30 protein-coding genes are annotated in these 26,363 nt (G+C 65.5%); 17 read left to right on the forward strand and 13 right to left on the reverse strand.

The window, feature by feature from the left end; translation table 11 throughout:
- Positions 1-56: 56 nt before the first annotated feature.
- The 3 genes from E6C48_RS12450 to E6C48_RS12460 all read right to left on the reverse strand — a co-directional run bounded on the left by E6C48_RS12450 (position 57) and on the right by E6C48_RS12460 (position 1,741).
- A complete protein-coding gene (locus tag E6C48_RS12450) occupies positions 57-365 on the reverse strand; it encodes a 4a-hydroxytetrahydrobiopterin dehydratase (RefSeq protein WP_136357629.1) in 309 nt (102 codons plus the stop codon).
- Positions 365-961, reverse strand: coding sequence for an RNA 2',3'-cyclic phosphodiesterase (gene thpR / locus E6C48_RS12455; protein WP_230978739.1), 597 nt, complete (start codon positions 959-961; stop codon positions 365-367). The genes E6C48_RS12450 and thpR overlap by 1 nt, the downstream gene beginning before the upstream one ends.
- A 141-nt stretch (positions 962-1,102) precedes the next feature.
- Positions 1,103-1,741, reverse strand: a complete 639-nt coding sequence (locus tag E6C48_RS12460; RefSeq protein WP_136357631.1) for an arylesterase — start codon at positions 1,739-1,741, stop codon at positions 1,103-1,105.
- Positions 1,742-1,851: 110 nt separating this feature from the next.
- On the opposite strand from E6C48_RS12460, the gene E6C48_RS12465 reads away from it, so the two are divergent.
- The 4 genes from E6C48_RS12465 to E6C48_RS12480 all read left to right on the forward strand — a co-directional run bounded on the left by E6C48_RS12465 (position 1,852) and on the right by E6C48_RS12480 (position 6,767).
- Positions 1,852-2,553, forward strand: a complete 702-nt coding sequence (locus tag E6C48_RS12465) for an ABC transporter ATP-binding protein (protein WP_136357633.1) — start codon at positions 1,852-1,854, stop codon at positions 2,551-2,553.
- Positions 2,554-2,571: 18 nt separating this feature from the next.
- Positions 2,572-5,121 (forward strand): ABC transporter permease, encoded by a 2,550-nt coding sequence (locus E6C48_RS12470; protein WP_136357635.1) that lies wholly within the window; start codon positions 2,572-2,574, stop codon positions 5,119-5,121.
- A 225-nt stretch (positions 5,122-5,346) separates the two neighbouring features.
- Positions 5,347-6,090 carry a Bax inhibitor-1/YccA family protein gene (locus E6C48_RS12475; protein ID WP_136357636.1) on the forward strand — a complete coding sequence of 248 codons (744 nt, stop codon included), beginning with the start codon at positions 5,347-5,349 and terminating at the stop codon, positions 6,088-6,090.
- Between the two features lie 107 nt (positions 6,091-6,197).
- A complete protein-coding gene (locus E6C48_RS12480; RefSeq protein ID WP_136357638.1) occupies positions 6,198-6,767 on the forward strand; it encodes a GNAT family N-acetyltransferase in 570 nt (189 codons plus the stop codon).
- Positions 6,768-6,769: 2 nt separating this feature from the next.
- On the opposite strand, the gene E6C48_RS12485 is transcribed toward E6C48_RS12480, so the two are convergent.
- On the reverse strand, positions 6,770-7,153 hold the full coding sequence (locus E6C48_RS12485; RefSeq protein ID WP_136357640.1) for a DUF2794 domain-containing protein: 384 nt from the start codon (positions 7,151-7,153) through the stop codon (positions 6,770-6,772).
- 3 nt (positions 7,154-7,156) lie between these two features.
- Here E6C48_RS12485 and E6C48_RS12490 point away from each other — a divergent pair, with 3 nt between their 5' ends.
- The gene (locus tag E6C48_RS12490; RefSeq protein ID WP_136357642.1) at positions 7,157-7,441 is read left to right on the forward strand and encodes a hypothetical protein; all 285 of its coding nucleotides are present in this window, start codon (positions 7,157-7,159) and stop codon (positions 7,439-7,441) included.
- A 206-nt stretch (positions 7,442-7,647) separates the two neighbouring features.
- On the opposite strand, the gene E6C48_RS12495 is transcribed toward E6C48_RS12490, so the two are convergent.
- The 3 genes from E6C48_RS12495 to acnA all read right to left on the reverse strand — a co-directional run bounded on the left by E6C48_RS12495 (position 7,648) and on the right by acnA (position 11,952).
- Positions 7,648-8,418: a DUF1223 domain-containing protein gene (locus tag E6C48_RS12495; RefSeq protein WP_136357644.1), complete on the reverse strand. Its 771-nt coding sequence runs from the start codon at positions 8,416-8,418 to the stop codon at positions 7,648-7,650.
- A 178-nt stretch (positions 8,419-8,596) separates the two neighbouring features.
- Positions 8,597-8,890: an antibiotic biosynthesis monooxygenase gene (locus E6C48_RS12500; protein WP_136357646.1), complete on the reverse strand. Its 294-nt coding sequence runs from the start codon at positions 8,888-8,890 to the stop codon at positions 8,597-8,599.
- A gap of 371 nt (positions 8,891-9,261) precedes the next feature.
- The gene (gene acnA / locus E6C48_RS12505) at positions 9,262-11,952 is read right to left on the reverse strand and encodes an aconitate hydratase AcnA (RefSeq protein WP_136357648.1); all 2,691 of its coding nucleotides are present in this window, start codon (positions 11,950-11,952) and stop codon (positions 9,262-9,264) included.
- Between the two features lie 278 nt (positions 11,953-12,230).
- Here acnA and ccmA point away from each other — a divergent pair, with 278 nt between their 5' ends.
- The 5 genes from ccmA to E6C48_RS12530 all read left to right on the forward strand — a co-directional run bounded on the left by ccmA (position 12,231) and on the right by E6C48_RS12530 (position 15,522).
- Positions 12,231-12,845 carry a heme ABC exporter ATP-binding protein CcmA gene (ccmA, locus tag E6C48_RS12510; protein WP_136357650.1) on the forward strand — a complete coding sequence of 205 codons (615 nt, stop codon included), beginning with the start codon at positions 12,231-12,233 and terminating at the stop codon, positions 12,843-12,845.
- Between the two features lies 1 nt (position 12,846).
- Positions 12,847-13,512: a heme exporter protein CcmB gene (ccmB, locus tag E6C48_RS12515; protein WP_136357652.1), complete on the forward strand. Its 666-nt coding sequence runs from the start codon at positions 12,847-12,849 to the stop codon at positions 13,510-13,512.
- A 139-nt stretch (positions 13,513-13,651) separates the two neighbouring features.
- Entirely contained in the window at positions 13,652-13,819 is a 168-nt protein-coding gene (ccmD, locus tag E6C48_RS12520) for a heme exporter protein CcmD (RefSeq protein ID WP_136357654.1), read from the forward strand.
- Positions 13,820-13,878: 59 nt separating this feature from the next.
- Positions 13,879-14,415 carry a DsbE family thiol:disulfide interchange protein gene (locus tag E6C48_RS12525; RefSeq protein WP_136357656.1) on the forward strand — a complete coding sequence of 179 codons (537 nt, stop codon included), beginning with the start codon at positions 13,879-13,881 and terminating at the stop codon, positions 14,413-14,415.
- 48 nt (positions 14,416-14,463) lie between these two features.
- Positions 14,464-15,522, forward strand: coding sequence for a DUF2332 domain-containing protein (locus tag E6C48_RS12530; RefSeq protein ID WP_136357658.1), 1,059 nt, complete (start codon positions 14,464-14,466; stop codon positions 15,520-15,522).
- Here E6C48_RS12530 and E6C48_RS12535 read toward each other — a convergent pair.
- From E6C48_RS12535 to E6C48_RS12560, 6 genes are all read right to left on the reverse strand, one after another.
- Positions 15,513-15,677, reverse strand: coding sequence for a DUF1127 domain-containing protein (locus E6C48_RS12535; RefSeq protein WP_136357660.1), 165 nt, complete (start codon positions 15,675-15,677; stop codon positions 15,513-15,515). The two genes, E6C48_RS12530 and E6C48_RS12535, sit on opposite strands and share 10 nt — an antisense overlap.
- Positions 15,678-15,851: 174 nt before the next feature.
- The gene (locus E6C48_RS12540; protein WP_136357662.1) at positions 15,852-16,508 is read right to left on the reverse strand and encodes a septation protein A; all 657 of its coding nucleotides are present in this window, start codon (positions 16,506-16,508) and stop codon (positions 15,852-15,854) included.
- Positions 16,509-16,538: 30 nt separating this feature from the next.
- The gene (gene ftsY / locus E6C48_RS12545) at positions 16,539-18,347 is read right to left on the reverse strand and encodes a signal recognition particle-docking protein FtsY (protein WP_136357664.1); all 1,809 of its coding nucleotides are present in this window, start codon (positions 18,345-18,347) and stop codon (positions 16,539-16,541) included.
- A gap of 9 nt (positions 18,348-18,356) precedes the next feature.
- Positions 18,357-19,655, reverse strand: a complete 1,299-nt coding sequence (gene mtaB, locus E6C48_RS12550; protein ID WP_136357666.1) for a tRNA (N(6)-L-threonylcarbamoyladenosine(37)-C(2))-methylthiotransferase MtaB — start codon at positions 19,653-19,655, stop codon at positions 18,357-18,359.
- A complete protein-coding gene (dapF, locus tag E6C48_RS12555; RefSeq protein WP_136357668.1) occupies positions 19,655-20,536 on the reverse strand; it encodes a diaminopimelate epimerase in 882 nt (293 codons plus the stop codon). The genes mtaB and dapF overlap by 1 nt, the downstream gene beginning before the upstream one ends.
- 96 nt (positions 20,537-20,632) lie before the next feature.
- The gene (locus tag E6C48_RS12560; protein ID WP_136357670.1) at positions 20,633-20,794 is read right to left on the reverse strand and encodes a DUF1328 family protein; all 162 of its coding nucleotides are present in this window, start codon (positions 20,792-20,794) and stop codon (positions 20,633-20,635) included.
- On the opposite strand from E6C48_RS12560, the gene E6C48_RS12565 reads away from it, so the two are divergent.
- The 7 genes from E6C48_RS12565 (at position 20,775) to E6C48_RS12595 (ending at position 26,349) form a co-directional block, all read left to right on the forward strand.
- Complete coding sequence (locus E6C48_RS12565; RefSeq protein ID WP_136357672.1) at positions 20,775-20,963, forward strand: hypothetical protein; 189 nt, start codon at positions 20,775-20,777, stop codon at positions 20,961-20,963. The two genes, E6C48_RS12560 and E6C48_RS12565, sit on opposite strands and share 20 nt — an antisense overlap.
- A 73-nt stretch (positions 20,964-21,036) precedes the next feature.
- On the forward strand, positions 21,037-21,576 hold the full coding sequence (locus E6C48_RS12570; protein WP_136357674.1) for an AprI/Inh family metalloprotease inhibitor: 540 nt from the start codon (positions 21,037-21,039) through the stop codon (positions 21,574-21,576).
- 24 nt (positions 21,577-21,600) lie between these two features.
- Complete coding sequence (zapE, locus tag E6C48_RS12575; RefSeq protein ID WP_136357676.1) at positions 21,601-22,806, forward strand: cell division protein ZapE; 1,206 nt, start codon at positions 21,601-21,603, stop codon at positions 22,804-22,806.
- Between the two features lie 270 nt (positions 22,807-23,076).
- A complete protein-coding gene (mdh, locus tag E6C48_RS12580) occupies positions 23,077-24,042 on the forward strand; it encodes a malate dehydrogenase (RefSeq protein ID WP_136357678.1) in 966 nt (321 codons plus the stop codon).
- 10 nt (positions 24,043-24,052) lie between these two features.
- On the forward strand, positions 24,053-24,619 hold the full coding sequence (locus E6C48_RS12585; protein WP_136357680.1) for a hypothetical protein: 567 nt from the start codon (positions 24,053-24,055) through the stop codon (positions 24,617-24,619).
- Positions 24,616-25,809 (forward strand): ADP-forming succinate--CoA ligase subunit beta, encoded by a 1,194-nt coding sequence (sucC, locus tag E6C48_RS12590; RefSeq protein WP_136357682.1) that lies wholly within the window; start codon positions 24,616-24,618, stop codon positions 25,807-25,809. Before E6C48_RS12585 ends, sucC begins: the two co-directional genes overlap by 4 nt.
- A 51-nt stretch (positions 25,810-25,860) precedes the next feature.
- A complete protein-coding gene (locus tag E6C48_RS12595; protein ID WP_136357684.1) occupies positions 25,861-26,349 on the forward strand; it encodes a DUF1579 family protein in 489 nt (162 codons plus the stop codon).
- Positions 26,350-26,363: the final 14 nt, after the last annotated feature.

A 26,363-nucleotide genomic window follows, 5' to 3' on the forward strand; every position in this document is an offset into this window, starting at 1 on the left:
AAAGGCCGTTCAACGGAAATGTGGGGAAAGTGCGCGGCCGGTGCAAGACCTCGCGGTCAGCGGCCGGTCGAACCGCCGGCTAGGCGGTCGATCTTTCCCGCCAGTTCGATATCGAGCGCGGTCAGGCCGCCCGCATCGTGTGTGTTCAAGCGAATGTGAACGGTCTTGTAGACGTTCGACCAGTCGGGATGGTGGTTCATCTTCTCGGCCGCCAGCGCCACGCGCGTCATGAAGGCGAAGGCCTCGGAGAAATTGCGGAACTCGAAAGTACGGGCAATGGACCCGCCGTCAGAGCCAAGCGTCCAGCCATTCAGCCGTGTGAGTGCTTCGTCCACCGCCGCCGAGGAGAGCTTTTCGCGTGCCATCAGCGCATGACCCCCGACAGGTCGCGCGCGTCGTCGTGCCGATCCGCGAACCGTCCTTCGCCGGCCAGCAGCGGCCACGCCTCCTCGATCACATAAGGACCGCCGCCGACCGAATCGCGCGACGACATCAGGACGAAACGGCCGACACGGAAGGGCTGGGCGGCGAAGTTGCCGCGCGCCGAAAGATAGTGTGCCACGTCGAGCGGGCTGGAATTGCGCAGCCGGGCCAGCGTGACGTGCGGCATGAACTTGCGCGGATCGGAAGGCAGGCCGAGCCGCTGGCAGATGCGCTCGATCTCGGCTTGCAGCGCGGCCAGGTCGGGCGAGGCGGCGGCTCCCGCCCACACCGCATGCGGCTTCTTGCCGCCGAAGGCGCCGACGCCCGACAGGGTCAGCGAGAAGGCGGGCCGCCGCACCCGGTCCAGCGCATCGGCGATCTCGTCGGCGACATGGCCCTCGACGTCACCGATGAAGCGCAGCGTGATGTGGTAGTTCTCGACGTCGATCCAGCGGGCGCCCGGCAGGCCACCCCTGAGCAGCGACAGCGAAAGGGCGGCGTCGCGCGGGATTTCGAGGGCGGTGAAAAGACGCGGCATGGCAAGCCTCCTGTCCTCGAATCGAAATCTTGTCCGACAGCGAATCACCGATGGCCGGCGGGAGCAAGCGGTTTGTTTTTTGCACGGGCGCCGCCGCCCGCCATCAGAACAATCGCGAAAGGGCCGGACGGTTCCGCCCGCTCACGACTTCGATTGCAAGGTCGACACCGCTTTCTCGACCATCGGCAGGATACCCTCGACGATCCGCTTCACGCCGGCGGCGTTGGGATGCATGGCGTCTTCCAATTGCAGGGCGGAATTGCCAGCGACGCCGTCGAGGAAGAACGGATAGAGCGGCACGCCGTATTTTTCAGCGAGGCGTGGATAGATGGTGCCGAAGGCCTCCCCGTAGGCGTGGCCGAGATTGGGCGCGGCCACCATGCCGGCGAGCAGCACCGGGATGTCGCGCTCTTTCAGCCGCGCCAGCATGGCGTCCAGGTTCTTGTCGACCAGTGCCGGATCGATGCCGCGCAGCATGTCGTTGCCGCCGAATTCGAGGATGACGAGTGCCGTGCCATCCGGCACCGACCAGTCGAGTCGGGCAAGCCCGCCGCTGGTGGTGTCGCCGGACACGCCGGCATTGGCGACGCTGACGTCGAAGCCCTTGTCGCGCAGGGCCTTTTCCAGCTGGTCGGTGAAGCGGTCTCCCGGCGCCAGCTGATAGCCCGCCATCAGGCTGTCGCCGAAGCCGACGATCTGCAACGGTCCGGCGCCGGCCGACTGCGGCATCAGGCCCAGCACGAGGAGCGCGAGCGCGTGAAGAAGATGTTTGAAAGCCATGTCGGCAGACCCATATGAGCGAGGCGTTTCTTGCGTCGATGTTGGCCATATAGGGCGGGTTCCGGCAGAATGTTCAATTCAGTTTCACCCCGCTCGGGACTTGTCGCGCCGTGAAGGACGCCGCGATCGCGATGCGCGACGTCTCGCTGACCCTGGGCGAGGGCGCGTCCGCCGTGAAGGTGCTCGACCGCGTCAGCCTGGAAGTTGCCGCCGGCGAGGCGGTCGGCATCGTCGGCCCGTCCGGTTCCGGCAAGTCGACGCTGCTGATGGTCCTGGCCGGGCTGGAGCGGATCGATTCGGGCACGATACGGATTGCGGGCCAGTCGCTTGCCGGGAAAAACGAAGACTGGATCGCATCGTTTCGGGGACGAAACATCGGCATCGTCTTCCAGTCCTTCCATCTCATCCCCAACATGACGGCGCTTGAGAATGTTGCCGTGCCGCTGGAGCTTGCCGGCCATGCCGATCCGTTCGGCCTGGCCGCAGCCGAACTCAGTGCGGTCGGCCTCGCCGGCCGTTTCACGCATTATCCGGGCGAGTTGTCCGGCGGCGAGCAGCAGCGCGTGGCGATCGCGCGGGCGCTGGCGCCGGCGCCGCATATCCTGATCGCCGACGAACCGACCGGCAATCTCGACCAGGCGACCGGCGCGCAGGTGGCTGACCTCCTGTTCGCCAAGGCGGCCGAACGCGGCACGACACTGGTGCTGGTCACCCACGATCCGGCGCTTGCCGCGCGCTGCGGCCGGCAGGTCGCCATGCGCTCGGGGCGGATCGTCGAGGATGCGGCGCCGGCCAGGCTGGCGAGCGCATGACCGGCCGGGCGTAGAGCGATGTCGCCTTTCCGCGCCTTCCGGCTCGCCGTCCGCTTCGCGCTGCGCGAAATGCGCGGCGGCCTGTCCGGTTTCTTCGTCTTCCTCGCCTGCATCGCGCTCGGCGTGGCGGCGATCGGCGGCGTCAATTCGGTGGCGCGGTCGATTGCGGCTGGCGTCGCCGACCAGGGTCAGGTCCTTCTCGGCGGCGACATGCGCTTCGAGCTCAACCAGCGTGAGGCGACGCCGCAGGAGCGCGCCTTCCTGTCCGGGCTCGGCCAAGTCTCCGAAAGCGCCGGCATGCGCTCCATGGCGCGCCTGCCGGACGGCTCGGATCAGGCGCTGGTCGAATTGAAAGCAGTGGACGGAGCCTACCCGCTCTTTGGGGCGCTGGAAACCGAACCGGCCTTGCCGAGCGAGGCGTTGTTCGCGGAGAGGGACGGCGCTTTCGGCGCGGCCACGCAGGACCTTCTGTTGGAGCGGCTGGGGCTGAAGCTCGGCGACCGGCTGAAGCTCGGCGACGCCGAATACGAGCTGCGGGCGCGGATCGTGAGCGAACCGGACTCGTTGTCGGATGGCTTCGGCTTCGCGCCCCGGCTGATGATCTCCCTGGACGGACTGAAGGCAAGCAGCCTCGTGCAGCCGGGCAGTCTCGTCGAGCACGTCTACAAGCTCAGGCTGCCGGCGACCATGAGCGATGCCGGCATCGAGGCGACCAAGCAGAGCGCGGCGGAACAATTTCCCGAGGCGGGATGGTCGATGCGGACGCGTGCCGCCGCTGCCCCGGCGCTGTCGGCCAATATCGAGCGCTTCTCGCAGTTCCTCACGCTGGTCGGCCTGACGGCGCTGATGGTGGGCGGCGTCGGGGTGGCCAACGCAGTGCGCGCCTATCTCGACGGCAAGCGGGCCGTCATCGCTACCTTCAAGAGCCTCGGTGCTTCTGGCGGGTTCGTCTTCGCCGTTTACCTGACGCAGATCCTGCTCATAGCCGGCATGGCCATCGTTGCCGGGCTGGCACTCAGCGCGCTGATGCCGTTCGCGGCGGACCGGGCGTTGCGCTCGCTGGTGCCGTTGCCCGCCGAAGGCGGCGTCTACCCCGGCGCGCTGGCGCTGGCCGCACTGTTCGGCCTTCTGGTGACGTTGGCCTTCGCCATCCTGCCGCTCGGCCGGGCCCGGGACGTTGCGGCGGCGGCGCTGTTCCGCGAGGCGGGGTTTGAGAGCCGTGGCTTGCCCGGCTTCCGCTATCTGGCGGCCGCGGCCGCCATTGCGCTGGCCCTTGCCGCGCTCGCCGTGCTGACGGCTGACGACCGGCGGCTGGCGACGATCTTCGTCGCCGCCGCATTCTCCTCCTTCGTTGTCCTGCGCGTCGTCGCTTTCGTGGTGCAATGGCTTGCAAGACGAGCGCCCCGCATTCGCTCCACGGTGCTGAGGCTGGCCGTCGGCAATATCCATCGGCCCGGCGCGCTGACGGCTTCGGTGGTGCTGTCGCTCGGCCTCGGGCTGACGCTGCTGGTCACGCTGGCCCAGATCGACGGCAACCTCAGGCGCGAGATTTCCGGCAGTCTTTCCGAACGCGCGCCGAATTTCTTTTTTGTCGATATCCAGGGTGCCGAGGTCGACGCGTTCTCGGCGCTGATCGCCAGGGAGGCGCCGCAAGGGGTGCTCGCCAAGGTGCCGATGCTGCGCGGGCGCATCATGGCGCTGAACGGCGTGCCGGCGGAAAAGGCGAAGGTCGCGGCGGACGGCGCCTGGGTGCTGCGCGGCGACCGCGGCCTCACCTACGATGCGCAAAAGCCGGCCAATGCGACGCTGACGCAAGGCACATGGTGGCCGACCGACTATGCCGGCGAGCCGCTGGTATCGTTTTCGGCCGAGGAGGGCGAGGCGCTAGGCCTTAAGCTCGGCGATACCGTCACCGTCAATGTGCTCGGCCGCAATGTCACGGCCAGGGTCGCCAATTTCCGCCAGGTGCAGTGGGAGACGATGGGCATCAACTTCGTCATGGTGTTCTCGCCCAACACCTTCGCCGGGGCGCCGCATGCCTGGCTGGCGACGCTGGCCGACAAGGCTTCCACCACGGCGGACGATGCGCGCCTGCTCAATGCCGTCACCCGCGCCTTCCCGACGGTGACGGCGGTGCGCGTCAAGGATGCGCTGGACGTCGTCAACCGGCTGATCGGCCAGCTCGGCACGGCGATCCGCGCGGCAGCCGCCGTGGCGCTGGTGTCGTCGGTGCTGGTTCTGGCCGGCGCGCTGGCGGCCGGCAACCGGGCGCGCATCCGCGATGCGGTGGTGCTGAAGACGCTCGGCGCTACGCGGCGCACGCTGATGGCGGCTTTCGCGCTGGAATATGCGCTGCTGGGACTGGCGACGGCGGTCTTCGCACTGGCCGCAGGCAGCGCTGCGGCATGGTTCGTCACCGCCCGCATCATGAAGCTGCCGGCGCATGTCCAGCCCGAGGTGGCGTTGGCGACGGTTGCGGCCGCGCTCCTCGTCACGGTCGGCGTCGGTCTTGCCGGGACGTGGCGCGTTTTGGGGCACAAGGCCGCGCCGGTGCTGCGCGAACTATAGTCCGGGAGCCGTCGCGGCCGCCGGCTTGGTTAAATTTGCGTAAGATTCGGCGCCTGAACGCCGGATTCGGCCCGTTTCTATCGTATCACGAGATATTACAATCAGTTATGGTCTTGTTCTCGACCGGAATAGTGCTCATATTTGCCCCAGGCATGCTGGAGCTCCGCCAGCGGCGCCTGGGCCGGTGGCCCGACACCCGACGGGGCAGAAGCGATAGAGGATCCCATGTCTGACTTCCGCAACTATCAAACCCGCGCCGTGCCCGCAGGCCACGCCGACGCGGCGATCGACCAGGGCCTGCGCGCCTACATGATCAAGGTCTACAACCTGATGGGTCTGGGCCTGCTGATTACCGGCATCGCCGCCTGGGGCGCCTTCCAGCTCGCGGTCACCGGCGACGGCCAGCTCACGGCCTTCGGCCAGCTCATCTATGCCAGCGCCTTCCGCTGGGTGGTCATCCTGGCGCCGTTGGCTGCCGTCTTCTTCCTGAGTTTCCGCATCCAGAGCATGAGCGTCGCCGCCGCGCAGACGACCTTCTGGGTCTATGCCGGCCTCGTCGGCCTGTCGCTGTCGACCATCTTCCTGGTCTATACCGGCACCTCGATCACGCAGACCTTCTTCGCCACGGCCGCCGCCTTCGGCGCGCTGTCGCTCTACGGCTATACGACCAAGCGGGACCTGAGCCCGATCGGCTCGTTCCTGATCATGGGCGTGTTCGGCCTGGTCATCGCCATGCTGGTCAACATCTTCCTGCAGTCGTCGGCACTCGCCTTTGCGATCTCGGCGATCGGCGTTCTGGTCTTCGCCGGCCTGACCGCCTACGACACGCAGCGCATCAAGGAGATGTATTACGAGGGTGACGATCAACTGGTCGCCGGTCGCAAGTCGATCATGGGCGCGCTGACGCTCTATCTCGACTTCATCAACCTGTTCATGTTCCTGCTGCAGTTCATGGGCGACCGCCGCTAAAGGCGACGACTGGACCATAGAGTTTTAAAGGGCGGCCCAACGGCCGCCCTTTTCTTTTGCCGCGCTCTCTGCTGTCATGATGGGCATCAAGAAATATTGCACAAAAAATGAGCAGAATAACGATCCGTGATGCCGCCCCTTCCGATCTCGATCGGATCGCGGAGATTTATGCCGATGCGGTCAGGCACGGAACGGCGAGCTACGAACTGGAGCCGCCGACGCGGGCGGAGATGGCCGTGCGTTTCGACAGCCTGAAGGCCGGCGGCTTTCCCTATCTGGCTGCGGTGGACGAAGCGGGCCAAGTTGTCGGCTACGCCTATGCGGGCGCCTTTCGACCTCGACCTGCCTACCGTTTCATCGTCGAGGATTCGGTCTACGTGGCGCCCGAAGCCAAGGGGCGCGGCGTCGGCCGATTGTTGATGGAGCGGCTCATCGAGTCCGTGCGGGCGCTGGGTTTCCGGCAGATTGTCGCCGTCATCGGCGACGGCCGCGCCGACAGCGCCTCGGTGAGGCTGCACGAGCGGCTGGGTTTCTCCCATGCCGGCCGGCTGGCTGGATCCGGCTACAAGCACGGGCGCTGGCTGGATACGGCATTCATGCAGCTTGAGCTGAACGGCGGCACGTCCCTGCCGCCGGACCCGGATTCATGGCCGGAGCGGTGGTTCAATGGCGCATGAGGTTACGCCTTCACCAGCGTCAGCTTGTTGTCCAGCACGTTGAGCACGCGCGCCAGTTCGTGGCCGCGCTTGAGGATACGGCCGCCAGCGGCGACGACGGAAAAGGCGCCCTGCCTGCGTGCCAGCCTGGGGTCCTTGACGATCTGGTAAAGCGGCACGTCGTGGGCGCGGCGGAAGACCGAGAAGACGGCGCGGTAGGCCAGATGATCGATGGCGTAGTCGCGCCATTCGTTGGCGGCGACCATGCGGCCATAGAGCCTGAGGATCATGTCGAGTTCGCGCCTGTCGAAGGCGACCGGCTGGTTGAGGCGTTCGCGCCGCGCCTCCGCCAGCGGGATCAATATTGCGGATGCGTCCCCATCCTCCGTGCCGCCGCGATCGGTCATGCCATGATCCTCACCGGTTTCATCGCAGGCGATTTCCTGCGCCGGCCAAAGGTCGCGCGTTCGTTGGGCAATTGCAAGGCCGGCGTCTTGCCGCCGGGCGGCGGCGCTGCAATCCGATTTGAGCGGATCCTAGCCATTCCGGCGATTCGCCGTGCGCTTGCGGTTTCCGGCCCGTCCACTCACGTTTATATATCGCATGTTGGAATTGGTGATGCCTCTGCCTTATTCCTGCCCTCTTTTATCCGCGCTGTCGCCCCAATGTCCGCCGAACTTACACCCGTTGCCTGAGACGGTTCGGTCCGGCACCGGCTCGTAAACCCCAAGCCCCCCGCCCACGGGTCTGCGTCGGATCGAACCAACCTCGGTTTTCCAGAAGGAAGATCGGGTGCGACGATCCCAAAAGAAAATCCTGAATGGCCGGCGTCAGAAGCAAGCTGACGCCGGCTTTTTCGTTGAGGTGACCAGAGTGGAATGAGGCCGCTGTAGCCGAGATTTTACTCGGGCTTCTGGATGAAGGCGGCGCCGAGAATGGGGCCGGGCAAGCCGTCCTGCCCGACTGCCTGCAAAAGCACGGCCGAGCCGCCCTGCTTTTTGGAAATCTCGCTCACCGGCAGTTCGTAGCGTTGCGCCTTGCCGTGCCACATGCCGGCCGTCTGGATGTCGGAGACGGCGTTCCAGTAGGTCAGGTTGCGGCCGTCGTTTTCGCCCTTGCCGATGGCGACTGTCTTCGGCGGGTCGAAATAGACGACGACGACATGGGCGTTCGCGTTGCCGGAGCCCGCGGCGGCGTCGCCGGTGTCGATCATGACACCGTCGCCCGAACGGGTGATCCTGATTCCGACCAGCATGCCCTCGCCTGCCTTGGCCATAGTGTCGAGCGCGCCGTCCACCGCGCCGCGGCTGGCGCCGTTGACGTGGGCGCGGCCATTGATGACGGCCTGCGGCGTGTAGACGGAGCGACTGTTGAAGGCGCGCATATAGTCATACTGCCGCTCGGTGTTCTCCTTGCGCGAAAGCGTGTCGCGCCAGCCGAGATAGTCCCAGTAATCGACGTGATAGGACAGCGCCACCAGATTGGGATTCGTAGCCAGCTCGGCAAAGAATTCATCGGCCGGCGGGCAGGAGTTGCAGCCCTGGCTGGTGAAAAGCTCGACGACGCCGAGTGGCTTTTCCGGCGTCTGGTCATCGGCTTTCGCCACGACCACGCCGCCGGCGACTATGGCCAGCGCCGCAGCCACCAGCCGGGATACCTCTCGAAAAGCCATGACCGTTCCAGTTCCAGCCGGCATTGCCGGCTCATCATGGCGAAAATTCTTGGCAGAAGCGACGGTCAAGCGGAAGTCACGTTGCGGTGAAATTTTTACGCACGCGTTCCCCTTTCATCCGCCGTGCGGATCGAACCCACCGTCGCCGCCGATGGGGCAGGAAAGGCGCCGGGCTGTCCTATCTGAGGCTCATAACCACCGGTCCGGAAACCGGATCGGTCACCCCAAGGCCGCCGCCGAGGTCTTCGAGCGTATGGCGGAACTTGTCGAGGGTGGCGATCATGCCCGGCCGCGCCGCCGCGAGCGCCTCCATGTCGGTCCATTCGGCGATGATGCAGTAGGTCTGCTCACCTGTCTTGATGATGTTGGCATGCGTGAGGCCAGGCCAGCCGGCGATGCCCTTGTGGGCGTCGAGAAAATTCTGGTCCTGCCCGGCTTTCACGCGAAAACGCACTGCGTTGAACGCACTCATGGCTGGCTCTCCGTCCGATCAGTTTCTATGTGCGCGCTATATTTTCCGGCGCGTGCCATGGCGAGGCCGCCGCGCTGCCGGCAACTCGGCCTCGGTCATGACTGTCTCGGAACAGTTCGACTTGCTTGGAAATCCACGGCAGTCGATGACCTTGCGCATCATCATGCCTCCGGAATGTAAGCGAAGGCTAATGTGACATTCCTGTACGAAGACGTCAATCGCCGAACGAGGCTCCGCGCCGTCGCGCTCGACGTTTCGGCGGTCTTTCCGGCGCCTTTACAAGGCCGGTTCGGCAGGTATTCGGCGTCCTGTCATGGCCAGCCGTTTGTCACGGCTGGCCATTTTGCCCGGGTGGAGGAAGGCGCTGCCGCCTACGCCGCGAGATCGCGCAGCACGTATTGCAGGATGCCGCCGTTCCTGAAGTAGTCCAGTTCGTCCAGCGTATCGATGCGGCACAGGATCGGCACGTTCTTCACCGTGCCGTCGCCGTAGGTGATCTTGGCCACCATCTTCTGGCGCGGCTTGATCGCCTCCAGCCCGTCGATCTCGACCAGTTCGTCGCCCTTCAGGTTCAAGGTGGCCCAGGAGGTGCCTTCCTCGAAGACGAAGGGGATGACGCCCATGCCGACCAGGTTCGAGCGGTGGATGCGCTCGAACGACTGGGCGATGACGGCGCGCACGCCGAGCAGGTTGGTGCCCTTGGCCGCCCAGTCGCGCGACGAGCCGTTGCCGTATTCGACGCCGGCGAAGACGACCAGCGGCACGCCTTCCTTCCGGTATTCCATGGCGGCGTCGTAGATCGACATCTCTTCCTTGGACGGATAGTGGATGGTGTAGCCGCCTTCCTTGCCGTTCTCGCCCAGCATGTGGTTGCGGATGCGGATGTTGGCGAAGGTGCCGCGCATCATCACCTCATGATTGCCGCGCCGCGTGCCGTACTGGTTGAAGTCGGCGACGCCGACGCCATGGTCCATCAGGTACTTGCCGGCGGGCGAGGCCGCCTTGATGGAACCGGCCGGCGAGATATGGTCGGTGGTGATCTTGTCGCCGAACAGGCCGAGCACACGCGCGCCCTTGATGTCCGACGTATGGCCGGCCTTCTTGCCCATGCCAGCGAAGTAAGGCGGGTTCTGCACATAGGTGGAGTCGTCGTCCCAGGCATAGGTCTGGCCTGCCGGCACCTTGACCTTCTGCCAGTTGGCGTCGCCCTTGAAGACGTCGGCATATTTGCGGGCGAACAGCTCGCGCGTGACGTTCTTCTCGATGAACTCCTGGATTTCCGCTGTGGTCGGCCAGATGTCCTTGAGATAGACCGGCTTGCCATCCTTGTCCTCGCCGAGGGGCTCCCTGGTGAGGTCCTTGGTCACCGTGCCGGCCAGTGCGTGCGCCACGACCAGCGGCGGCGAGGCGAGGTAGTTCGCCTGCACGTCGGGCGAGACGCGGCCCTCGAAGTTGCGGTTGCCCGAGAGCACCGCGGCGCCGATCAGGCCCTTGTCGTTGATGGTCTTGGAGATCGGCGCCGGCAGCGGGCCGGAATTGCCGATGCAGGTGGTGCAGCCGAAGCCGACGAGGTTGAAGCCGATCTGGTCGAGCTCCTTCTGCAGGCCCGACTTCTCCAGATATTCGGCAACGACCTGCGAGCCCGGCGCCAGCGAGGTCTTGACCCACGGCTTCTGCTTGAGGCCGAGGCGGTTGGCGTTGCGGGCGAGCAGGCCGGCGCCGATCAGCACCGACGGGTTGGAGGTGTTGGTGCAGGAGGTGATCGCCGCGATCACCACGTCGCCATGGCCGAGATCGTGGTCGGTGCCTTCCACGGGGTAGCGCTTGTGGATCTCGGCGGCCTTCTTGTATTCGGTCTCCATCGCCTTGGCGAAGCCGGCGGGGATGTCTTCTAGCGCTTGGCGGCCTTCCGGCCGCTTCGGGCCGGCCATCGAGGGCACGACGTCGCCGAGGTCGAGTTCCAGTGTGTCGGTGAAGACCGGATCGGCGGAGGAATCCTCGCGCCACAGGCCTTGCGCCTTCGAATAGGCCTCGACCAGCGCCAGACGGTCCTCGGCGCGGCCGGACATGGTCATGTAGCGGATGGTCTCGGCGTCGACCGGGAAGAAGCCGCAGGTTGCGCCGTATTCGGGGCTCATGTTGCCGATGGTGGCGCGGTCGGCCAGCGTCATGTTGGAGAGGCCGGGGCCGAAGAACTCGACGAACTTGCCGACGACGCCCTTCTTGCGCAGCATCTGGGTGACGGTGAGCACGAGGTCGGTGGCGGTGACGCCTTCCTTGAGCTTGCCGGTGAGACGGAAGCCGATGACCTCCGGCAGCAGCATGGAGACGGGCTGGCCGAGCATGGCGGCCTCTGCCTCGATGCCGCCGACGCCCCAGCCCAGCACGCCGAGGCCGTTGATCATGGTGGTGTGCGAATCGGTGCCGACGCAGGTGTCGGGATAGGCGGTGGTTTCGCCGTCCTCGTTGTTGGTCCACACCACCTGGCCGAGATATTCGAGGTTGACCTGGTGGCAGATACCGGTGCCGGGCGGCACGACGCGGAAGTTGCGGAACGCCTGCTGGCCCCATTTCAGGAACTTGTAGCGTTCCTCGTTGCGCTGGTATTCCAGCTCGACGTTGCGGGCGAAGGCCATCGGCGAACCGAACTCGTCGACGATAACGGAATGGTCGATGACCAGGTCAACCGGAACCAGCGGATTGATCTTCTCAGGATCGCCGCCGAGCGCCTTGATGCCGTCGCGCATGGCGGCCAGATCGACCACGGCCGGGACGCCGGTGAAATCCTGCATCAGCACGCGGGCCGGGCGATAGGCGATCTCGACGCCGGCGGTGCCCTTGTCGGCCAGCCAGGCGGCGACAGCCTGGATCGATTCCTTGGTGACGGAGCGACCGTCCTCGTTGCGCAGCAGGTTCTCCAGCAGCACCTTCATCGAATAGGGGAGCTTGGAAATGCCGGCGAGGCCGTTCTTTTCGGCTTCAACCAGATTGTAGTAGGCATATTCGGCTCCACCCGCGGTCAGGGTGCGGCGGCAATTGAAACTGTCGAGAGATTTGGCCATGGGGCTACCACCTTTGGTCTGTTCTGCGGGGGAACGGACTCCGATGGCATGCAATCACGCGCAAAGGTGCGGGTACGGTCATTTCCGCTGTCCGCTCCCAAGCGTCCCAGCCGTATGTGCGGCAGGCGCTGGTCCGGCGCAATAAAGTTTGCCTTCCCCGACCGCTGGGGTTGGTATGTCGGATATAGAGAAGTTCCTGGAATAGTTCTAGACGGTGTTTGGGCAATTTTGACGCGCCGTACCGGTGCGGCGATGCAACTTTCGGCGAAGGGGACGGAATGCGGCTGATTGCCGAAGGGCTGGCGGGAGAACGGGGCGGCGAGTCGGTGTTTTCCGGCATCGAGCTTGCGCTGGAGGACGGCGCGGCCTGCGTCGTCACCGGCCCGAACGGCTCCGGCAAGTCGACGCTGCTGCGCGTCATCGCGGGGCTTTTGCCGGCGGCCGCCGGTACGGTGAGGCTGGAGGGGGGCGGTGAGGCGTTTCCCACCGTCGCCTCCGCCTCGCATTACCTCGGCCACCAGAACGCGATGAAACCGGCGCTGACCGTGGCGGAGAATCTTGGCTTCTGGCGCGATTTTTCGGCGGACGCCGAGACAAAGTCGGGGCTGGGCGTCGATCAGGCGTTGGAGGCGGTCGAACTCGGCCGCATCGGCCACCTTCCCTTCGGCTACCTCTCCACCGGCCAGCGGCGCCGCACGGCCATTGCCCGGCTTCTGGTCTGCCGCCGCCCGGTCTGGCTGCTCGACGAGCCGACTGCCGGGTTGGACAAGGCTTCCGAACGGCGCTTCGCCGGACTGATGGGCGAGCACTTGCGCGGCGGCGGCATTATCGTGGCGGCGACGCACCTGCCGCTCGGGCTGGAAGGGACGGTGGAACTGAGGATGGTCGGCTGACATGTGGGCGCTCTACCTGCGCGACCTGCGTCTCGCCTTCCGCGCCGGCAGCGGAGCGCTGACCGGCGTCATCTTTTTCCTTGCCGTCATCGCCACCATCCCCTTCGGCGTCGGGCCGGACCTCAACCTGCTGGCGCGGATCGGGCCCGCCATTCTCTGGATCGGCGCGTTGCTATCCTGCCTGCTCGGCCTCGACCGGCTGTTCCAGGCCGATCGCGAGGATGGTTCGCTCGACCTGCTGGTACTGGAAGCCGACCGCCACATGCCGGCGCTGACGGTGCTGGTGAAATGCCTCGCCCACTGGACGGCGAGCGTGCTGCCGCTGGTGGTCGCCTCTCCCCTGCTCGGCCTGTTCATGAACATGCCGGCGGCCGGCATCGGCGCCACCACTCTCACCCTGCTTGCCGGTACGCCGGCCATCGCCTTCATCGGCGCCGCCGGTGCGGCGGTGGCGGTGGCGCTGCCGCGCGGCGGCGTCCTGATCTCGGTTCTGGTGCTGCCGCTCGCCATACCTGTGTTGATCTTCGGCGTCTCGGCGAGCTACGGCGCGGTCAACGACCCCGAACCGTTCCTGCCGCCGTTCCTGATCCTGGCCGCGCTGACGCTGTTCTCGGCCGTGGTCGGGCCGGTGGCGGCGGCGGTGGCGCTCAAATACGGCACGGATTGATCACGATCCGGTCAACGGGCCGGCCTGCGGCAGCGCGGCCGATTGCCGAGCTTTGGCCGTCTCGCTATGGAAGGCGCATGAGCGATACGACGCGTACAGGGCCGGGCTGGACCGCCATCGCAGGCCGAGGCGAAACGGCATGAGCGCACATGCGCTTTACGTGACAGCGGCCTATGCCGTGACGGCGATCGTGCTCGCCGGGCTGATCGGCTGGGTGTTGCTTGGCCTGAAGGCGCGCAAGCGCGAGCTTGCCGAACTGGAGACTGCCGGCATCCGGCGCCGCTCCGACAGGGCGGGCAAGCCGTGAGCGGGGGCCGGAACGGCGGCGCTGGGGCCGCGGTGCCGGGGGTTGGCCGGCGACGCTTGATGCTTCTGGTGCCGCTGCTGGTCTTCATCGGGCTGGCCGGCCTTTTCCTGATGCAGCTTCTGTCCGGCCGCGACTCGACCGCCATTCCGTCGGCGCTGATCGGCCAACCGGCGCCGCAGACGCATCTGCCGGCACTGGACGGGTCCGGTCTTCCGGGGCTGGATACGGCGGATTTCGCCGGCAAGGTGACGCTGCTCAACGTCTTCGCCTCATGGTGCGCGCCCTGCCGCGAGGAACATCCGGTGCTGCTGGCGCTGTCGCAGGACAAGCGCTACCGCCTGGCCGCGCTGAACTACAAGGACAAGCCCGAGAATGCCCGCCGCTTCCTCGGCGAACTCGGCAATCCGTTTGCCGCCATCGGCGTCGACGAGACGGGCCGCACCGCCATCGACTGGGGCGTCTACGGCGTGCCGGAAACCTTCATCGTCGGCAAGGACGGCAGGATCGCCTACAAGCATGTCGGGCCGCTGACGCCTGAGTCGGTGCGCGCGTCGCTGCTTCCCGAAATCGAGAAGGCGCTGGCCGCGCCGGGTTGAGCCGGTTCGTCCGGAATCACGACCAAGTCATGCCGAGGGGAATCGGAGATGGATGAGATCCGGGCCCATTTTCTCGCCCAGGCGAAGGCCTGCGACGGCCTCGGCTCGCCCTTCACCGCCAGATTGTGCCGGATACTGGCGCAGCATCTCGACGCCAGCACGCGCACGGGGCGGACCGTGCTCGGTTGGCCGGGCGACGTGCACGCCGATGCCGTGTCGTTGCGGTTGTGCGGCGGCTTGCATCAATTGGTGCTGACCCGCGCCGACGCCGAATTGGCGGCCGTCTATCCGCCTCATGATGCCGGTGACGATGAAATCGCGACGGCGGTGGCGGGTGCGATCCGTCGCTTCGACGATCGTCTCGCCGCCGGTTTCGCCAGCGCGCCGCAGACCAACGAGATCGCCCGTTCCGCCATGCTGCTGCCGGGGCTGCTGACGATCGCGCGCGAAAGCGGGCTGCCGCTTGATCTGTGCGAGATCGGCGCCAGCGCCGGGCTCAACCTGCTGTTCGACCGGTTCCATTACCGCTACGCCGATGCGGAGTGGGGCGATCCGGATTCGCCGGTCAGGCTGGCGCCGGAGGTGCGGGGCATTGTGCCGCCGCTGGCAGGAACACTGACGGTGCGGTCGCGTGCCGGCTGCGACATTGCCCCGATCGATAGCGGCGATCCCGCCGCGCGATTGCGGCTGCGCTCCTATGTCTGGGCGGATCAGGCGGCGCGGCTGGCCCGGCTCGATGCCGCACTCGCCATCGCCGCGCAATTCCCGCCGCAACTGGTAAAAGCCGATGCCGCCGATTTCGTTGCCCAGGCGCTGGCCGGTCGAACCGCAGGGGGCAGCTTCGTGCTCGGCCATTCGATCATGTGGCAATATCTACCGGATGCTGCGAGGGCGGCTATCACGGCGCATATGGAAGAGGCCGGCGCCGCCGCCACGCCGGCCGCGCCCATCTTCTGGCTGCGTATGGAGCCGTTGTCGACCAACGACCCTTTTGCCACGCTATCGCTGAGGCAATGGCCGGGAACAAGCGGACAGGGCGGCGCCACGCGCCGCCTCGCCCGCTGCGACTATCACGGGCGCTGGATCGAGTGGATCGATCAGCCGTAGATCTGCTTGTGCGCGTGGTGCAGCATGTCCGAGCGGCTGGCGCGGATGTCGGCAAGGTCACGCTCGCTCAGGCTGTTGATCTCGTTGACGAGTTGATTGTAGCGCTTGCGCTTGGCGATCGAGGCGCGGGCGCGGGAAACAAGGGTGTCGAACATGGCGAACTCCTTCGCTTTGCCGCCACGCGCCGGGCCATGGGCGCCGTGCTTGCGGGCGACAGGTTGTTCCTCCCTGGCCGTTACGCACCATGACATGGGTATTTTGCGCTGCAATAAAATATGTCGCAATGCAGCATTGCGTTGAACGCATACGCGGATGGCGGCGCAGCGCCGCTATTTTTCCGCCTGTTCCTCCAGCGAATGGCGCATGATGAGCGGCATCTGGCTGATCGTGAACAGGATGGTGATGGGCATCGTCGCCCACACCTTGAAGGCGACCCAGAAATCGGTCGAGAAGTTGCGCCACACCACCTCGTTGACGATGGCGAGGAAGAAGAAGAACAGGCCCCAGCGCAGCGTCAGCTTGCGCCAGCCCTCGGCATCGAGCCGGAAGGCCTCGTCGAAGACGTAGCCGAGCAGCGACTTGCCGAAGGCGAGGCCGCCGAGCAGCGCCGCGCCGAACAGCGAGTTGATGATGGTCGGCTTCATCTTGATGAAGACGTCGTTGTGCAGATAGAGCGTCAGCGCGCCGAAGATGAGCACGACGATGCCAGACACCAGCGGCATCACCGGCAGGCGGCGCACCAAGAGCCATGACACCGCGAGCGAGATGACGGTCGCGGCCATGAACAGGCCGGTGGCGATGAAGATCGGCTCGCCGAGTTCGGCCAGCGCCGGGAATTTTCCAGCAAGCCATTCGCCGCGCGCATTGGCGAAGAAGAACACCATCAGCGGTCCGAGCTCCAGCACCAGCTTGAGCAGCGGGTTGAGGGCTTCCTTCTTTGCCTTCTGCGGGTCGGCGGGATCGCGTTCGAGGATCGGGTTGCTCATGGCTTCCTGTTCGTATTGCGGCGGGGACGGCTACGCCACCCCGGCGATCGCTCTGGCGAAATCGTTCGCCGAGAACGGTTCGAGGTCGTCGACCTGTTCGCCGACGCCGATGAAATAGACCGGCAGTTTATGTTTGGCCGCGATTGCGACCAAAATGCCGCCGCGCGCCGTGCCGTCCAGCTTGGTCATCACCAGCCCGTTGACGCCGGCGACATTGCGGAAGATCTCGACCTGGTTGAGCGCGTTCTGGCCGGTGGTGGCGTCGACGGTCTGGAGAACCGTGTGCGGCGCTTCCGGATCGAGCTTGCCGAGCACGCGCACGATCTTTTCCAGCTCCGCCATCAGTTCGGTCTTGTTCTGGAGACGTCCGGCGGTGTCGATGATGAGCACGTCGGAGCCCGCCTCCCTGGCCTTCTCGAAGGCGTCGTAGGCGAGGCCGGCGGCGTCGGCGCCGAGTTTTGTCGCGATGACCGGCGAACGGGTCCGTTCTCCCCATATCTTCAACTGCTCGATCGCGGCAGCGCGGAATGTGTCGCCGGCCGCCAGCATCACCGACAGGCCGCCATCCGAAAGCTTCGCAGCCAATTTGCCGATGGTGGTCGTTTTGCCGGTGCCGTTGACGCCGACGACCAGGATGACGTGCGGCTTGTGCGACAGGTCGAGTTCCAGCGGCAGCGCAACCGGGGTCAGCACCTTGCCGATCTCGTCGGCCATGACGGTACGGACCTCTTCGTCGGAAATAGTCTTGCCATAGCGGCTGGAGGCGAGCGAATCGGTGACGCGCAAGGCGGTTTCCACGCCGAGGTCGGCGCGGATCAGGATATCCTCCAGGTCCTGCAGCGTCTCCTCGTCCAGCTTGCGCTTGGTGAAGACGCCGGCGATGTTGCCGGTCAGCTCGCGCGACGAGCGCGCCAGCCCGTCCCGCATGCGCTGGAACCACGATCTTTTCGGTTCCGGCGCGGGGGCGGCGACCGGCTCGGCCTTCTGCTCGACCGCCTTCGCGACGGTGACCTTGCCCGGCGCCGGCTTCTCTCCTCCCTTGAGGGGGAGATGGCCCGAAGGGCCAAAGGGGGTCGTTTCGACCGGGCTCGACGATGACAAATCACTCGCCGCTTCGCCGACCCCTCCCGACCGCTTCGCGGCCGTCCTTCGGACCCCCTCAGGGGGGAGGGGGGCAGGCGGCGCGGCTTGCTCCGGCACCTCGACCGGCACTTCGGCCGGAGTCGACTCAGGCGTAGCTGGAATCTCGACCGGCTGCGGCGCGGGGGTTTCCTGTGGCGGTGAAGGCGGGACCTCCGCCGGCGGCGTCGGTGTCTCCGGGGCGGGCGCTGGGATTTCCGGCTTTTCCGGCTGAGGCGTTGGAGCCGGAGGAACTTCCGGAGCCGGCTCAGGCTTGGGTTCCGGACGGACAGGCTCCGGCGGGACCTCCTGGGGCTTCGCCGGCGGCGTTTCCGGCTGCGGCTGAGGCGTTACCGGTTGCTCCGGCGGTGGCGCGGGCTCGGTTTCCGGGGCGGGCTCGGGCTGGATTTCCGGTGTCGGTTCGGTTGCCGCCGGCTTTTCTCCCCCCTCGAGGGGGAGATGGCCTGAAAGGCCAGAGGGGGTCGCCTCGGCCGGGCTCGGCGCTTCAAGATCAGGACCCTTCGCCGCCTCGCCGACCCCTCCCGGCTGCTGCGCAGCCACCTCTCCCTCAAGGGGGAGGGGAGCGTCCGGTGCTGGCTCTTCCGCCGGCTTCAGCGCGTCGAAATTCAGCGGTGGCAGCGGGGCCGTTTCGTCGGGCTTTTCCTCGACGACTTCCTTCCTGCCGAAGGAAAAGACCTTCTTGATGAAACCGAATGCCATGCGCGCGCCCTATGCCGCCCGTGCGGCGATGGGTGTTGCAAGAAGCTGGCCGCCGTCATGGCCGGTCACGACCGCTTCGACGATCTCGCCCGGCTGGCCGGCGTCGATGGCCGCCAGCGTGAACCCTTCCGTACGGCCGAGGCCTTCGCGCTCGACCAAGATCGATTGAGACGTTCCGGCCAGCGAGGCGAGATGCTTGCGATAGGCCGTTTCTCCGGCCGCGCGCAGGCGTGCGGCGCGCTGCTTGACCACCTCGCGCCGCACCTGCGGCATGCGCGCCGCCGGCGTGCCTTCGCGTGGGCTGAAGGGGAAGACGTGCAGGTGGGTCAACCCGCATTCCTCGACGATTCGGACAGAATTCTCGAACATGGCGTCCGTCTCGGTCGGGAAGCCGGCGATGATGTCGGCGCCGAAGACGATACCGGGCCTCAGCTTGCGCACGTCCTCGCAGAAGCGGATCGACTGGTCGCGCAGATGGCGGCGTTTCATGCGCTTCAAAATCATGTCGTCGCCGGATTGCAACGAGAGGTGCAGGTGCGGCATCAGCCGCGCCTCGGTGGCGATGGCGTCGAGCAGGTCGTCGTCGGCCTCGATGGAATCGATGGAGGAGAGGCGCAGCCGCTTCAGTTCCGGCACCTGCTTCAGGATCGTTTTGACGAGCTTGCCAAGCCTTGGACTCCCCGGCAGGTCGGGGCCGTAGCTGGTCATGTCGACGCCCGATAGAACCACCTCCGCATAGCCGTTGCCGGCCAGCCGCCTGACCTGTTCCACCACGCCGCCCATCGGCACCGAGCGCGAATTGCCGCGCCCGTAAGGGATGATGCAGAAGGTGCAGCGGTGGTCGCAGCCGTTCTGCACCTGTACGAAAGCGCGGGCGCGGCCCTCGATGGCGTCGACCATGTGCGAGGCCGTCTCGCGCACGGAGAAGATGTCGTTGACGCGCGCCTTCTCGAAGGCGTTGACGCCGAAGTCCGGCAAAGCGCGGTAGTTGTGGCGTTGAAGCTTTTCCTCGTTGCCGAGCACGAGGTCCACTTCGTCCATGGCGACGAAATCGTCCGGCTTGGTCTGCGCCGCGCAGCCGGTGACGATGATCCTCGCATTCGGGTTTTCGCGGCGGGCCTTGCGGATCGATTGTTTCGCCTGCCGCACCGCTTCGCCGGTGACGGCGCAGGTGTTGAAGATGATGGCGCCGTTCTTCAGCGCGCCAAGACCGGCGGCTTCCGCCTCGCGCTTCATGACCTCCGACTCGTAGGTGTTGAGCCGGCAGCCAAAGGTGACGACCTCCACGCCTTTCGGGTCGGCGGCCATCAGGCGGCGCTTTCGGCGTCGCGCTGCCAGGCGCCGCTGGCGGGGTCGAACCGGCCGGAGAATTCCCATTCGGCCGGGCCGGTGAGGACGACGTGGTCATCGGCGCGCCATTCCACCTGGAGCTGGCCACCCGGTACCGTCAATGCGACGCGACGGTCGGTCCTGCCGGTGCGGGCGGCCGCGACGGCGGCGGCACAGGCGGCAGAGCCGCATGCCTTCGTCAGCCCGGCGCCGCGCTCCCAGGTGCGGATGACCATGGAATCGCGCGAGGTCACCTCAGCGATGGTGATGTTGGCGCGCTCGGGGAAGATGGGATGGTTTTCGAGCAGCGGGCCGAAACGGTCGAGGTCGTAGGACCAGACGTCCCCGTCCACCCAGAAGATGGCGTGAGGGTTGCCCATGGAGACGACCGAGGGCGAGTGCAGCACCGGTGCGTCGATCGGGCCGATCTGGAGTTCGATCATGCGGGTATCGCGGAATTCCTCGGCCAGCGGAATGTCCTGCCAGCCGAAGCGCGGACGGCCCATGTCGACCGAGATCAGCCCGTCGTCATGTTCGACCGCGTTGAGAATGCCGGCGACCGTCTCAAGCGTAAAGGTTTTGAGCCCCGTCTCGGCACCAAGTGCCTGCACCACGCAGCGCGTGCCGTTGCCGCAGGCCTGCGCCCCGGACCCGTCGGAATTCAGGATGTCGATGAACCAGCCGGTGCCGGGCGTGCGGGCGTCGTGAATCGCCATGATCTGGTCGAAGCGCGTCGCCTGATCGGCGTTGAGCGCGATCGCCGCCGCCGCCGTCACACGATCGGCGCGGCCACGCATATCGGCGACGATGATCTCGTTGCCGGCACCGTTCATCTTGGCGAAGGGGGCAGTGGCTGCCATCGCATCCGAAATTCCTTTGTCCGTTCGCCGCTATATGGCGGAAACGGCCGGCAATTACCAGTGTTGCGGCAGCAGCCGGCCTTCGCCTCGCCCGCCTCAGGTGACGGCGAAGAGGCCGAGGACGACGAGCAGGAACAGGATCAGCACGATGCCGATCAGAATGCGCGCGCCGGTGGCGGCGGCGCCTGCCAGCGCCGGCATGCCGAGCAGGCTGGCGGCAGCGGCGACGATGAGCAGGATGACGATCCATTTGATCATGGGGAACCTCGGACTGATGCTGTGGGTAATGGCGCAACAACGCTTGCCCGGCGGCGGCGGTTCCTTGCGGTTCGCGGCGATCCTGCTGCCAACCGGCCTTCTTCGACCGCAGCGCGGCAAAATTGCAACAATGGGACGGCAAAACCCTATTTTAACCATATCGGGTTGAAATTCTGCCACGGTCACCATTTTGGTGACGGGAAGGCTTCGTTCTAGGCGCGATGCCCCGCAGAGGTGTGCACATGAATTTTGCAAGAACCGGCCTGGTGGCCGCATCCCTGGCCGTGCTTCTGGCAAGCGGTTGCTCGAGCACGCGCTTCTCCTCCATGGATTCGACCCAGCCGGCGCCGCTCGAGGCCGCTCCGGCCGGCACCGTGTCTTCCAGCCAGTTGCCGCCGCCGGCGCAGCCGGGGACGAACGACCCGTCGCAGTTCCCGCAGGCGCCGCAGAACACCCAGGTCGCCTCCCTGCCGCCCGACGGTTCAGCGCCGGCAGGTGCCGCCGACCTGACGCCGTCCAGCGTCGCCGGCGTATGGACCGTCAATGTCGGCGGCCAGACCTGCAAGGTGGCGACACCGCAGACCAAGTTCGGCGCCGGTTACCGGGCCGGGCCGCTGCGCTGCCCCGCTCCCGTCGATGGCGTCAAGTCGTGGAACGTCGGCGGCAAGCAGCTCACCCTTTACGACCAGAACGGCGGCACGCTGGCGCGGCTCTATTCCTCGGGCGGCGAGAAGTTCAACGGCCAGACGTCGAACGGTCTGCCGATCTCGCTCTCCCGATAGGCCGACGTTTCCAGCGACCGAACCATGCACCTGCGCGACGGCCTCCAGACCCACGCGACCGTCCGCCAGCGCTACGACCACCTGGTCGACAACGGCACGCTGCGGCGCGACGGCGCCCAGGAGGCGGTCGCCGACCACCTCGACCGGCTGATCGGCGAGATCGCCGACAAGCGCATCGCCCGCAAGTCGAGCGCGCTGGGCTGGCTGTTCGCCTCGAAGCGGCAGACCCGGGAGCCGGTGAAGGGCCTCTACATCCATGGCGGCGTCGGGCGCGGCAAGACGATGCTGATGGATTTCTTCTTCGAGCTCGTGCCGGTGCGGCGCAAGCGCCGCGTCCACTTCAACGACTTCATGGCCGACGTGCACGACCGCATCCAGAAGCACCGGCAGGCGCGCAAGGAAGGCACCGTCAAGGAAGACGATCCGATTCCGCCGGTGGCGCGGGCGCTCGCCGAGGAAGCGTGGGTGCTGTGCTTCGACGAATTCACCGTCACCGACATCGCCGACGCGATGGTGCTGTCGCGGCTGTTCTCGGCGCTGTTTTCCAACGGCGTCGTGCTGGTGGCGACGTCCAACGTCGCGCCGCGCGATCTCTATCGCGACGGCCTGAACCGGCAGCTTTTCCTGCCGTTCATCGCCATTCTCGAACGCAACGCCGAGGTGCTGGCGCTCGATTCCGACAAGGACTATCGGCAAGACAAGATGAACCGCATGCCGGTCTATCTGATGCCGGCCGATGCCGCTGCCGACCGCCAGATGGACGAGGCCTGGACAGAGATCACCGGCGGCAAGGCGGTGGAAACCACCGTCACGGTCAAGGGACGCAAGGTGACGGTGCCGCATGCGGCCGGCCGCGCGGCGCGCTTTTCCTTCGCCGAGCTTTGCGACGCACCGCTCGGCGCGCGCGACTACCTGGCGCTGGCCGAGCATTTCGATACGCTTTTCATCGACCATGTCCCGGTGCTCGACCAAACCCGGCGCAACCCGGCCAAGCGCTTCATCCTGCTTGTCGACACGCTCTACGATACGAAAAAGCGGGTGGTGATGAGCGCCGAGGCCGCACCCGACAAGCTCTATGCCGGGCGTATGGGCACTACAGAGGCCTTCGAGTTCGATCGCACCGCCTCGCGCCTGATCGAGATGCAGAGCAAGGACTGGCTGGAAGAATGGGCCGCGCGGCATGCGCGGGCGGCCGCGTCACCCCGGCAGGATGTCGCGTCGGGCGGCTGACGCCGGCCCACCATCACAAGCGCGTCATCGACGATCGGCTATCTTCTGAAACCTGGGGCTTGGGTGTAAGACTCCTCGAAAGGTGCAAAAAACTTTGACGTTTACGTAAGTCAAAATTAGTATAACCGATTGAAATTGCTGGGGCGAAAATAACCGTTGAGTATTTTTGCCGATGGCAGTAATGGGTGCGGCGAATTCGCGCGGGTTGCCGCACAGTTCCGCTCTTCTCGACGCCGTTCCGGCGCCACAGCTAAAGGAAACAATCCTGACATGGCACGCAACAAGATAGCGCTCATCGGCTCGGGCATGATCGGCGGCACGCTCGCTCATCTGATCGGTCTCAAGGAACTTGGCGACGTGGTGCTGTTCGACATCGCGGAGGGTATCCCGCAGGGCAAGGGCCTCGACCTCGCCGAGTCCTCGCCAGTTGAAGGTTTCGACGCGCGGCTGACTGGCGTCAACGATTATGCCGGCATCGAAGGCGCGGACGTCTGCATCGTCACCGCCGGTGTGCCGCGCAAGCCCGGCATGAGCCGCGACGACCTGCTGGGCATCAACCTCAAGGTGATGGAGCAGGTGGGCGCCGGCATCAGGAAGTATGCGCCGAAGGCCTTCGTCATCTGCATCACCAATCCGCTCGACGCCATGGTGTGGGCGCTGCAGAAGTTCTCCGGCCTGCCGAAGACGCATGTAGTCGGCATGGCCGGTGTGCTCGACTCGGCACGCTTCCGCTATTTCCTCGCCGAGGAGTTCAAGGTGTCAGTGGAAGACGTGTCAGCGATGACGCTGGGCGGCCACGGCGACGACATGGTGCCGATGGTGCGCTATTCGACGGTGGCCGGCGTGCCGCTGCCCGACCTCATCAAGATGGGCTGGACCTCGCAGGAGAAGCTCGACGCCATCGTCGAGCGCACGCGCAAGGGCGGCGGCGAGATCGTCGCGCTGCTCAAGACCGGCTCTGCCTATTACGCGCCGGCGTCCTCGGCGGTGGCCATGGCCGAGAGCTACCTGAAGGACAAGAAGCGGGTGCTGCCCTGCGCGGCGCATCTCAACGGCCAGTACGGCGTCAAGGACACCTATGTCGGCGTGCCCGTGGTGATCGGTGCCGGCGGCGTCGAGCGCATCCTCGAGTTGGATTTCTCGAAGGCCGAGCAGAAGATGTTCGACAAGTCGGTCGCCGCCGTGCAGGGTCTCACCGAGGCCTGCATCGGCATCGCGCCGCAATTGAAGAAATAGGTGCTAGACCGTGCGCCTGACTGCCCAGACAGCCTTAGGACTATTTGCGCTAGCTGTTAGTGCCGTCGCGCTTTGGTGGCTTCTTACCGGTGCATTGCAGTATATTTTCGGCTTGGATAAGGCCGTTGTTCCTGCAGTTATTGGTGGAATTGTAGCAATAGCACTTGCCATCTTCGCATATTGGAGAGAACGAGCGAAGGCTAGAGCAGAAGCTCATCGTGATAAGAAGATTGAAGTCTATTCGATATTCTATGATATGATTTTTGACCTTCTTAGAAATCAAAAGGATGGGATATCAGTTGATCTCGAAACAGATAGCACGTTCAGAGATAGATGGATGAGATTGACTCGTGGGGTAATGTTCTATGGCTCTCCCCATGTTGTCGAGGCAATGGCAAATTTCAAAACAAACGAAAATACAAGTCCCATAAATTCTCTGCAGCGTATTGGCGATATTTACTTGGCAATGCGAAAAGACATTGGCCTTAGCAATTGGGGGTTAACCAATGTGTCTATTCATCAAGTCTACGTCAACGACGACGTTCATTCCATCGAATCGATAGGGCCGAAGCCATGAACATCCATGAATACCAGGCGAAGCAGGTCTTGAAGGGTTTCGGGGCGCCGGTGGCCGAAGGCGTGCCGGTGTTCAAGGCAGGCGAGGCGGAAGCCGCCGCCAACAAGCTGCCCGGCCCGCTCTATGTGGTGAAGAGCCAGATACATGCCGGCGGCCGCGGCAAAGGTAAGTTCAAGGAACTCGGCCCGGACGCCAAGGGCGGCGTGCGGTTGTCCAAGTCGGTCGCCGAGGTGATCGCCAACGTCAACGAGATGCTCGGCAACACGCTGGTGACCAAGCAGACCGGCCCGGCCGGCAAGCAGGTCAACCGCCTCTATATCGAGGACGGAGCCGATATCGACCGTGAGCTTTACCTGTCGATCCTCGTCGACCGCACGGTCGGCCGCGTCGCCTTCGTGGTCTCCACCGAGGGCGGCATGGACATCGAGACGGTGGCGCACGACACGCCGGAAAAGATCGTCACGCTGGCGATCGACCCGGACAAGGGCGTCACCGATGCCGACGTTGAGAAGCTCAACGCCGCGCTGAAGCTGACGGGCGGTGCGGCCGACGACGGCGCGCTTTTGTTCCCGGTCCTCTACAAGGCCTTCGTCGAGAAGGACATGAGCCTGCTCGAGGTCAATCCGCTGATCGTCATGAAGAACGGCCGGCTGCGCGTGCTCGACGCCAAGGTGTCGTTCGACAACAACGCTCTCTTCCGCCATCCCGACGTCGTCGACCTGCGCGACACGACCGAGGAAGACGAGAAGGAGATCGAGGCGTCCAAGTACGACCTCGCCTATGTGGCGCTGGACGGCAACATCGGCTGCATGGTCAACGGCGCCGGCCTCGCCATGGCGACGATGGATATCATCAAGCTCTACGGCGCCGAGCCGGCGAACTTCCTCGATGTCGGCGGCGGCGCCTCCAAGGAGAAGGTCACGGCGGCGTTCAAGATCATCACCGCCGATCCGGCCGTGAAGGGCATCCTGGTCAACATCTTCGGCGGCATCATGAAGTGCGACGTCATCGCCGAGGGCGTGGTCGCGGCGGTCAAGGAAGTCGGCCTGAAGGTTCCGCTGGTGGTGCGTCTGGAAGGCACGAATGCCGAACTCGGCAAGCAGATCCTGCGCGACAGCAAGCTGAATGTTCAACCTGCCGACGATCTCGACGACGCCGCCAAGAAGATCGTCGCGGCCGTCGGCAAGTAAAGGTTGGGCCGGCCTCCCCGGCCCGGCCAAGGTGTGACCCAAGGTGTGACCATGAGTGCCGTCCCCTCCCTTACCCCAGACCACCGGCGCCTGCAGGCGCTGGTCGGCGCTTGGCGCGGCGAGGAGGAAATGTCGGCGACGCAATGGGCGCCGGCCGGCCGGACCTCGGCGGAAGTCGAGGCGGCGGCCGAATTCGGCGGCCTGTTCGTCACCCAGCGCTACCGGCAGATGCGCGACGGTCGCGAGAGCTTCGCTTCGCACAACGTCTTCGGTTTCGACCAGGCTGACGGGCTGACCAAGATGTTCGCCTTCGATTCGATGGGCTTCTTCCCGGCCGGTCCGGCCAGCGGCTCATGGGAGAGCGACCGGCTTGTGCTGGAGCGTCTGTCGCCGCGCGGAGCGGCTCGCGTCACCTACATGATCGATGGTCCAGACGGTTACCGCACCCACCTGGAATTCAAACCCGCCGGTTCCGAAAACTGGCAAGACATGGCGAAGGGCGCGTTCCGGCGTGTTTCGCCGTCCCAAACAACCCTCTGAGCAAGAAGGTCCGG

The sequence above is a fragment of the Ollibium composti genome, from assembly GCF_004801285.1.
Taxonomy (GTDB): domain Bacteria; phylum Pseudomonadota; class Alphaproteobacteria; order Rhizobiales; family Rhizobiaceae; genus Mesorhizobium; species Mesorhizobium composti.